Annotated in this window: 9 protein-coding genes and 1 tRNA gene; 3 read left to right on the top strand and 7 right to left on the bottom strand. The window is 48.7% G+C overall.

Annotated features, from left to right (window positions below; genetic code table 11):
* The first annotated feature begins 238 nt into the window (after positions 1–238).
* Positions 239–1,141 (top strand): hypothetical protein, encoded by a 903-nt coding sequence (locus BAA01_03110; GenBank protein OUM85405.1) that lies wholly within the window; start codon positions 239–241, stop codon positions 1,139–1,141.
* Between the two features lie 31 nt (positions 1,142–1,172).
* On the opposite strand, the gene BAA01_03115 is transcribed toward BAA01_03110, so the two are convergent.
* The 3 genes from BAA01_03115 to BAA01_03125 form a co-directional block, all read right to left on the bottom strand.
* Positions 1,173–1,550 (bottom strand): cytoplasmic protein, encoded by a 378-nt coding sequence (locus BAA01_03115; protein OUM85398.1) that lies wholly within the window; start codon positions 1,548–1,550, stop codon positions 1,173–1,175.
* Positions 1,551–1,697: 147 nt separating this feature from the next.
* Positions 1,698–1,789 (bottom strand) — tRNA-Ser (locus BAA01_03120).
* Between the two features lie 97 nt (positions 1,790–1,886).
* Complete coding sequence (locus BAA01_03125; protein OUM85406.1) at positions 1,887–2,360, bottom strand: tRNA-specific adenosine deaminase; 474 nt, start codon at positions 2,358–2,360, stop codon at positions 1,887–1,889.
* A 131-nt stretch (positions 2,361–2,491) separates the two neighbouring features.
* On the opposite strand from BAA01_03125, the gene BAA01_03130 reads away from it, so the two are divergent.
* Positions 2,492–2,947, top strand: coding sequence for a hypothetical protein (locus BAA01_03130; GenBank protein ID OUM85399.1), 456 nt, complete (start codon positions 2,492–2,494; stop codon positions 2,945–2,947).
* A 33-nt stretch (positions 2,948–2,980) separates the two neighbouring features.
* On the opposite strand, the gene BAA01_03135 is transcribed toward BAA01_03130, so the two are convergent.
* The 4 genes from BAA01_03135 to BAA01_03150 all read right to left on the bottom strand — a co-directional run bounded on the left by BAA01_03135 (position 2,981) and on the right by BAA01_03150 (position 5,980).
* Positions 2,981–3,661 carry a hypothetical protein gene (locus tag BAA01_03135; GenBank protein ID OUM85400.1) on the bottom strand — a complete coding sequence of 227 codons (681 nt, stop codon included), beginning with the start codon at positions 3,659–3,661 and terminating at the stop codon, positions 2,981–2,983.
* 182 nt (positions 3,662–3,843) lie between these two features.
* Positions 3,844–4,416: a hypothetical protein gene (locus BAA01_03140; GenBank protein OUM85401.1), complete on the bottom strand. Its 573-nt coding sequence runs from the start codon at positions 4,414–4,416 to the stop codon at positions 3,844–3,846.
* Between the two features lie 293 nt (positions 4,417–4,709).
* On the bottom strand, positions 4,710–5,636 hold the full coding sequence (locus BAA01_03145; GenBank protein ID OUM85402.1) for an integrase: 927 nt from the start codon (positions 5,634–5,636) through the stop codon (positions 4,710–4,712).
* 2 nt (positions 5,637–5,638) lie between these two features.
* A complete protein-coding gene (locus tag BAA01_03150; GenBank protein ID OUM85403.1) occupies positions 5,639–5,980 on the bottom strand; it encodes a transposase in 342 nt (113 codons plus the stop codon).
* Between the two features lie 976 nt (positions 5,981–6,956).
* On the opposite strand from BAA01_03150, the gene BAA01_03155 reads away from it, so the two are divergent.
* Entirely contained in the window at positions 6,957–8,141 is a 1,185-nt protein-coding gene (locus BAA01_03155) for a DNA polymerase III subunit epsilon (GenBank protein OUM85404.1), read from the top strand.
* Positions 8,142–8,676 lie beyond the last annotated feature (535 nt).

The raw sequence follows: 8,676 nt of genomic DNA on the forward strand, positions 1-8,676 counted from the left end.
GAAGAGGAAGGTCATGGTCAGTAAGGGCAAGCCACCCAAGTATACCTCTTTGAGGTGAATGTTGGGTTAGATTTTCAAATGAGTGATCTATTCCGTCTTCGGTAAGATTTTTATATGGGTTGACACGCCGCTTGCCACCAATTGGTTTTGAGATAGAATAGATGTGGAATTGGCACGTGACAGCAGCGAACTTTTCATCCGGGAGAAGATCACGATGAACCGACATCTTGCCGCTCTCTTGATCCTTGCTGGCGGCGCCAGCTTCGGGCTTCTGGCCTCCGTTGTCAACATCGGCTTTGCCCTGGGCCATCGCGTGCCCGAAATTACAGGCAGCCAGCAGCTGTTTGGCGCGATCATCACCTGGCTAATCGCCCTCCTCAACCGGCGCCACTGGCAAAAAATCAGCATCAAAACGGGACTTGCTCTCATGGCTGTCGGATCATTGAGCGGTTTGACCGGCTTTTTTTATTACAGTTCGATGGCCCGAAGCTCCGTGTCGGTGGGTATCGTCCTGCTGTTTCAGTTCACCTGGATTGGCACCCTGTACGAATGGCTGTTTGAAAGACGCAGGCCTCACCCGGTCACCTGCCTGCTTCTCGGGATGCTGCTTCTCGGCACGGTTCTGGCCGCCAACCTGTTTGCCGCTTCCCAACAGCCGCTTTCCCTATCGGGAGTAATATACGGTCTCCTCGCAGCCTTCACCTTTGCCGGGTATCTGTACGCCAGCGGCAAAGTCGCCACGGAGATCTCTCCCTGGCTGCGCAGCCCGCTCATGGTCACGGGTTCATGTCTTTTGATCCTGCTCTTGTTTCCGCCTGTCTACCTCACTCCAGAAAACCTGGGGGCGGGGCTGGGCTGGCTGGGACTGGTGACCGCGCTCCTGGGCGCCGTCATCCCACAAATCTGCTTTGCGGCCGGCACCCCTTACCTGAAGGCCGGCGTCGTCACCATCTTGAGTTCCGTCGAACTGCCAGTGGCCGTCCTGGCTGCCTGGCTGTTCCTGAAAGAACCGGTGCGGCCACAGCAATGGCTGGGCGTTGTCCTGATTCTCGCGGCGATCATGTTGAGTGAGAGCCAGTGGTTTCAAAAAAAGAAGGGACTGATTTCTCCGGGCAGGCCGATCAGGCGTAACCGCAAGTAAACGCCGCTGAAACCCCTTTATCGCGGGCAGATCACTTTAAGACATACTCCGCCAGCACCCGCTGCAGCTCGTAAATGTCCAGGCTCCGGTTAAATTGCTTTTGAATCGGGAGCTCGCTGCCCGAAATCCAGATTTTCAACTCGGCATCCAGGTCAAAATGGCCCGCCGTTTCGATGCTGAATTGGACAATGCTCCGGTACGGAATGGAGTGATACGCCATCTTTTTCCCTGTGATCCCCTGTTTATCAATCAAAATCAAGCGTTTGTTCGTAAAGATAAACAGATCGCGAATCAATCGATACGCCTTCTCAATCCGCTCCTCTCTTGCCAGAATTCTGCCGAACTCGTTTTGAACCTTCTGCAAATTCATCTCCGAAGCGTTTCCCATCAGGCCGTCAAAAAACCCCACACCAACCACCCCCTTCACCGATTTCTCCACATTACCATATTACCGCTCCATACAAAAAAGAAGCTGCCGAATTCGCCTCGGCAACTCCATCGGCAACTTCTTTATCGGAAAAACGCCATCATGCGGCGTCCTATCGTCCTTGATGTATGGCGGAGAGGGTGGGATTCGAACCCACGGTGCGGTTTTGGCCGCACAACGGTTTTCGAGACCGTCACCTTAAACCACTCGGACACCTCTCCACAATATGAAACCCATATATAAAACGCACAAAATATTATAATTCATGAGAGAACCGGCGTCAAATACAAAAATTCTCCTGCCGCCATCTTTCCCCGCTCACGACTTCTGCCGCAGCTGGCGGAAAAAACGCCTCAACAACTCCGAACATTCGTCGCTCAGCACGCCTTCTGTCACCTGCAGTTGATGATTGAACGACGGGAACTGGACCAGGTTCAGCAACGTACCGGCACAACCTGCCTTGGGATCGCGGGCGCCGAAAACCAACCGCTCCACCCTGGCCTGAACAAGCGCGCCCGCGCACATGGGACACGGCTCCAACGTCACGTACATGACAGCCCGCGGCAGCCGCCACCCTCCCAGGGTGCTGCTGGCCTGACGGAGCGCCAGGATCTCCGCATGCGCGGTCGGATCCTTCCCCGTCTCCCGCAAATTGTGTCCCCGCCCGACGATCACGCCGTCCCGCACAATCACCGCGCCAATCGGCACCTCGCCGATGCTGGCCGCCTTCTCCGCCTCCAATATGGCTTCACGCATCCAGCGCCGATCCTCAGCATCCCGCTCACGCAACATGTTTTCCATCTTTCTCCCTCTTCCGCCTCACTCTTTGATCAAACCGATTCCATTTTATCCAAAAGAGACATAGTACGCACACCCATGGGTTTTCATATACTATCCCGAAATCAAAAAGGAGGGCGAACCCTATGCATCCGTATCACTTCCCCTATACCTATCCACCCATGGGGTCTATCATGACGCTGGTGGACGACATCGGAAAAGCGATCAACGGCCAATATCAAGCGATTCATTACTATGGCCAGCTGGCAAAAATGGCTCCCGATGCGAAAAATCGGCAACAAATCATGGAAATCCGTGATGATGAAATCCAACACTACAAAACGTTTGTCCACTTGTATGGCAGATTAACCGGATATTATCCGTCCGTCACGCCCCCAGAGAAACCCCGCAGTTATGAAGAGGGTTTGAAGTTTTCCATTCAGGATGAATTGGAAACGGTTGATTTCTACCATTCGATTGCGGACCGGGCGCATGATCCGATAATCAGAGTGGCTTTCAGACGGGCGGCCTTTGACGAACAGCAACATGCGACCATGTTCCTCTACAAATGGGTGGACTTGATCCGCAAAGCCGATCCATGATGCACACCTCCCCAGCTTTTCGGCTGGGGTTCTTTACTCAACCACGTAGACCGTCCACCCAAATTGCCTGCGCAACGTTGCGGCGGCATTTTCGGCCTCCTGACGGGTTGAAAACGTACCTGTCAACAAACGGTACTTCGCTTTTGGCTCAGGGGATGGCGCGGGGTTTATCCGCCCCAGCTGGTATGCTTTGGCTACCCCACCGGCAGTCGCGCGCGCCAGTTTCTCAAGAAAAGATTCCGACTTCAAACGAACGGCATCATGCAGATTGTCAATAAAAAGGTTCTCGGTAAGCAACGCGGGCATCTTCGTCAGGCGAAGCACCGCAAAGTTCTGCGTCTTCTTCCCGCGGTCCGTCACGTCGTCTCCAAGTGCATGGACAATCTCTTGATGGATAATCTCCTGATACACTTTGGATTGCGGCATGCTTTTGGTGTAACGGTACGACTCGAAACCGGTTCCCCCGCCGGCATTGACGTGAATGGAAAGGAAAAAGTCGGCATCCAGACGATTCGCCAAGTCGGCTCGTTCCTGCAGGCTGACATATTCGTCCGTCTCACGGGTCATAACCACCGTGATGCCTTCATACTCCGATTCCAGGATGCGTTTGATCCGCTTTGCGATATCCAACGTCAAGTGCTTTTCCTGCAGGCCATATGCAACGGCGCCAGGGTCTTTGCCGCCATGGCCGGGATCGATCATGATTCGAACCAAGCGACATCACCTCTTCCCGTATGGATATCCAGGAAAATCCCATCAGGCTCCATCACTCCCTGGACTCCATTGTATTCCGTACGTTGACAAATGGCATCAACACCTGTCTCAAAAAGGCTTTATACAAAAAAATGCGGCTTCCGCTGAAAAACGGAAACCGCATGAATGCCCCTTCTTTTTTCTTAGAAATCGAACAATTTATCCACATTCCCGACTAACGCGCTCAACATTTCCTCGTTGTCTTCGGCTATTTTCCAACCGTCTTTCGTCTTGACCAGATTGATCTTGACTTCTGTCGTCGTTTTGGGAGCATTCGGATCGTTGATGGCGTTCATGATGTATTGGTCTACGGCCTCTTGCGTTTTTTCTTCCGTATCCGGTTCGTCGGAAAACACGCTGGCAAAAGCCATGGGCATCAGTTCCTTCATCGAATTGGCCACAATTCTTCCCACATCCAAGGATGTAATCTTTGCCTCCACTGTGGCTTTATCTTCACTTTCCTCTGCTTTTCCAAGCTCAAACGCGATTTTGCTCAACATTGCCTTCGCTGCTTTCTCTTCTTCAGCATCCATAGCTTGTTGAAACTCATTTGCCATTTCCGCGTTTTCCACCAAAGCACTCGCTTTTTCGAAATCCGTTTGTTGCAACGCGGTAAGAAAGTTGTTGGCCACATCTTTGGGACTTTCACCCACCGAGCATCCATACAATCCAGGCAACAAAAAAAGCATCAATATGATGGCAACGAATCTTTTCACCTAGCTACCCTCCACTGGCATCCTCATCATCTGTTCTTCGGGATCCTGATCGCTTCGTTGTCTCAAGAAAACCTGGCTACTCTCGGATTAACCCCCGCAGATTGGACACATGCTCCCGATATTGCGCTGTTGCGCAGTCTTGCTACGGCCTTTGCCCTCATCTAGAAATTGCCATCGGTCGTCGGGCCGTCAAGGATCGCCGTTGCTGGACCTTCGGTCCTCCTTGACTGCTCCTCCTCCCGCTGGGTGTGGGCCGTTAAGGGGCAAAGGTCCATACTACGTACCGCCGTACGTCATACTCGAACCGGGCGCCTTGGTTGTAACCCTGTTTCCATGTGACGGCGGTAAAACTCGACCGGCGAGAGGTAGTGCAGGCTCGAATGCAGCCGGCAAGTGTTATACCTGCGTACGAACTCCACCACGGCCTGATACGCCTCGGCGTAGCTCTCGAACTCATACATGGACAAACACTCATCCTCGAGTAACCTGTGATATGACTCGATGTATGCGTTCATATTCGGCGTCTTGGGCGGGATGCGCTCGTGTTCGACATTCCAGCACTCACACTCCGATTCAAACAGATGGCTCACAAACTGTGGCCCGTTGTCTGAACGGATGATCGGGAGCGGAGCATTACGCTGAAGAATCTGACGTTTCCACAACGCCGCCCGAAACGTCTCAACTGCATGCCGTGCTTCACAGGTGAGTCCAATGTGATATCCCACAATTTGGCGATCATACACATCGATGTAGGACAAGACAAAGAAGAATCGGTCCTCACCAGCGATATATCCGTACTTCACATCAACCTCCCACAGCTGGTTTGGTGCCGTAATGGTGCGGTTCTGGGCCAGTTTCCTGGGATGTTTCCGGCGGATTTTCCGCTGTGGGCGCAGAACATCCAGTTCTTTGCACAAACGGTACACCTTCTTCTCGTTGATCACGAGCCCATAGTCCTGTCGGAGCATGTGAGTCAACTTCCGGTAACCGTATGCATATCCATCCCCGGCGATGGACTCCATAAGCCACTCTTTCATCTGCTCATCGCTGACTTTGCGGTTATCCTTGGTCAGCGAATACCCAGGAATGGGACGTCCGCCAGCCGTCGTATGCGGCTTGGGTTCATGGGTTAGCTGGTAATAGTAAGTGGATCGTGACACTCCCACGATGCGCAGCACGAGAGTAACACTGTACCCGGCTGTGATCCACTTGTGCGCAATGGCTACTTTATCCGCAAGTGAGGGTTGGCTTTTTTTAGCAGATCACGCAAGATAGCGATTTCGAGGTCTTTCTCACCCAACAGCTGTTTGAGATGGGCGTTCTGCTTGTCCAATTCACGATTCTCGGCGACGAGCTGGGCATGTTCCTGCTGGGTCACGTGGGTGGCATTTCCTTTTGGACTGCTGCCCTGCATGGATTGACCAGCCTTATACTGACGAACCCACTTACTCACCACATTCGGGCGAATGTCGTACTTGTGCGCGACCACGGTGTTATTCCCAGCAGCAATCGCCTGCTCAACGACTTGACGCTTGAACTCTGGAGTAAATTTGCGACGTTCCATTTGAACAACCTCCTGACTTCATAGTCTCAGAAATTAGGGAGGCTGTCCAATCCAATTTCGGGGCTTAAGAGCTCTTCATCATTCCACAACCCACCCGGGTCGCTGGTGACATCCCCTCAGCAACCGTCCCAAAGCCCACAGACGAAACACTTCCACTTGCCGCGCCACCAACGAAGTTCGTGACCGCAACATGGACAAAGCGGTTTCTCATGATCCATGCATGATGTCCCTCCTGTTAAATCCTCCGAAAAAAAAACGATAGCTTTATAATAACCGAGAAGGAAAAAAAATAAAACGAGGATCCAAAATCGTTACAAATCCCCATTTTTCTCATGACAAGCTCCCATCTATGGATAGACGCATAGATTGAAATGTACCTATTCCCTAGGTGATTATCCTGAAAGGGTGATTCACGAATGACAACGGTGAGCAACGAAAAGGATTTCCGACAGGATGGGTATCCGATGGGTCCTCTTCGACAAATTCCATTCGGACACCACCCTTTTATGCCTTATCCATACCCTCACCATTATCCAGATCATCCGTATATGCACTTTCCATATCACCCATATCATCCATATATGCTTTATCCATTTATGTTTCCCTTTATTTACTAACTCCGATCTTCTGGGGCTGGCCCATCGTCATTCGACTATTGGGTCAGCCCCATTTTTTGGGAGAAATAAGGGGTTTAGGCGTTATTGTAATTGGATTGGATGACTTGCTGGAAATAAAATAACCACGTGAATTGTGCTTGGTGGAGAAATTTTTGATGATGGTATTGTCTTCCATTCAAAGTTGTTGTAGGTTTTTTATGGAACATCTTTTTAGTTCGAAAGTGAAGACAATTTAGCGGAAAGATGAAGACGATGCCAAGATTTGAGGAAGGATTGGGAAATTATCCAGCAACACAAAATTTAAGTAAAATCCTGGTGATATACCGGAAGAATAGTAAACCTATCACGGAGGGAAAAACATGGAGGCGGAATTTAAAAACGAGTTACAAAGATTGTCAGTTCTCATCAGCGAGAGAAAACCTCATATTACCAATGAAGAAATGACAAAACAGTCATTAATCATCCCTTTCTTACAAAAGCTTGGATATGATGTTTTCAATCCTCTTGAAGTAAGACCTGAATACATAGCGGATTTTGGTTCAAAAAAAGGCGAAAAAGTTGACTATGCTATTTTCAAAAACGGAAATCCTATCATGTTTATAGAGGCCAAACCAGTGACAGAAAACCTCGATAAACATAGCACTCAACTTTCAAGGTATTTTAATGCTACGCCGGAAGTTAAAGTGGCCATCCTAACAAACGGAATTCAATATAAGTTTTTCACTGACCTAAATCAAGAAAACATTATGGACTCAAAACCGTTTCTGATGTTTGATATGGAAAATTTAACCTCTTCAGACATCGAAGCGATACAGCAGTTTACAAAACAGAATTTCGATACTGAAAAAATAAGAAAATATGCAGAAGAACTCGTATATATGTCTAACTTAAATGTTACCTTAAAAGAATTGTTTCAAAATCCCTCAGACGACTTCATAAGATTCCTCATCAAAGACTTTAGTAATACGAGAATTACTTCAAATGTGATTGAGAGATTTCGTCCCATCATCAAAAAAGCCATTTCAAATACTCTGTTGGAAATAATAAGCGAAGGCTTATCATCAAAGGAACTATCACAAAATGAAAAAACAAAACCATCGGATGAAGAACCGTCTGACGAAACAGATGATTTAGATCAAGAGGAAGAAAACAATTCACCTAAGAGAGTCATTGTTACACATGAAGATGAAATAAGGACTTTTGAAATCGTAAAAAATATACTTGTAAAAGCAGAACGCGATGTCTCACAACTCAATTATAAAGATACAACCGCTTACTTCTCAATTTTCGATCGAGTAACAACACGTTGGTTTTTAAGGATTGATCTTGATGCAATTGAGAAAAATATCATTACACGATTAGATGTTAATCTTGCTTCGAAACTCTGTCCCGATTTTACAGTAGTCCAAGCACCTAAAGGCAGAGGGGAGAGCAGAATAATCATTCAATCCATTGACGACATCGAAAAACTAGCAAACTTAATCGTTACTGCATTTGATGCCTTAAATGAACCTCAAGAGACCATAAAAAATGAACTAAATTGATAGCCCTTTGGGCTAAATTTTTTATACATCAGTCCGCGCCATTTTCTCGCTGCAACATATAATTAATCAATCAAGTGGGGGTGTGATGATGGCAAATCGTAAACGTGTTGCTAAATTGAATCACTTGGCCGCAACCATCACATTCATCGGAGCGCTATTCCTGCTTATTGGAGCGGCGGTCAGGTTAAACTCAACATCAATCGAGGTCCAGGATGCTCGATCTCCCCGTTCACATCATTTGCGTTATCCCCCCGTATAGGCGTCAAATACCCGGATGGGCTTTTATTTAACACAAGAAACCAAACATGCATTCTTCCCTTTGCATCACTAGGAAAACATCACCTGGAAAAAAGGATAAAATGTTTCGGAACCGTAAGGTTTGCCATTGGTTTGCAATCGATTATAAAAATCGAGTAGGAGGGGGCGACTAACCCCCGTCCCCCCACACCACCTAGCATGCGGGTCCGCACTAGGCGGTTCGCCAACCTTGACGAATTTCGAAATATCTTTCCGTTAAACTCATCAGTCCTTGGGA

The organism is Bacillus thermozeamaize (genome assembly GCA_002159075.1).
GTDB lineage: Bacteria > Bacillota > Bacilli > ZCTH02-B2 > ZCTH02-B2 > Bacillus_BB > Bacillus_BB thermozeamaize.

Coding starts and splice junctions, on each gene's coding strand:
- BAA01_03125 (OUM85406.1), bottom strand. CDS start 2,360: ATGTTGCGTGAGCGGGATGCTGAGGATCGGCGCTGGATGCGTGAAGCC.
- BAA01_03130 (OUM85399.1), top strand. CDS start 2,492: ATGCATCCGTATCACTTCCCCTATACCTATCCACCCATGGGGTCTATC.
- BAA01_03150 (OUM85403.1), bottom strand. CDS start 5,980: ATGGAACGTCGCAAATTTACTCCAGAGTTCAAGCGTCAAGTCGTTGAG.
- BAA01_03155 (OUM85404.1), top strand. CDS start 6,957: ATGGAGGCGGAATTTAAAAACGAGTTACAAAGATTGTCAGTTCTCATC.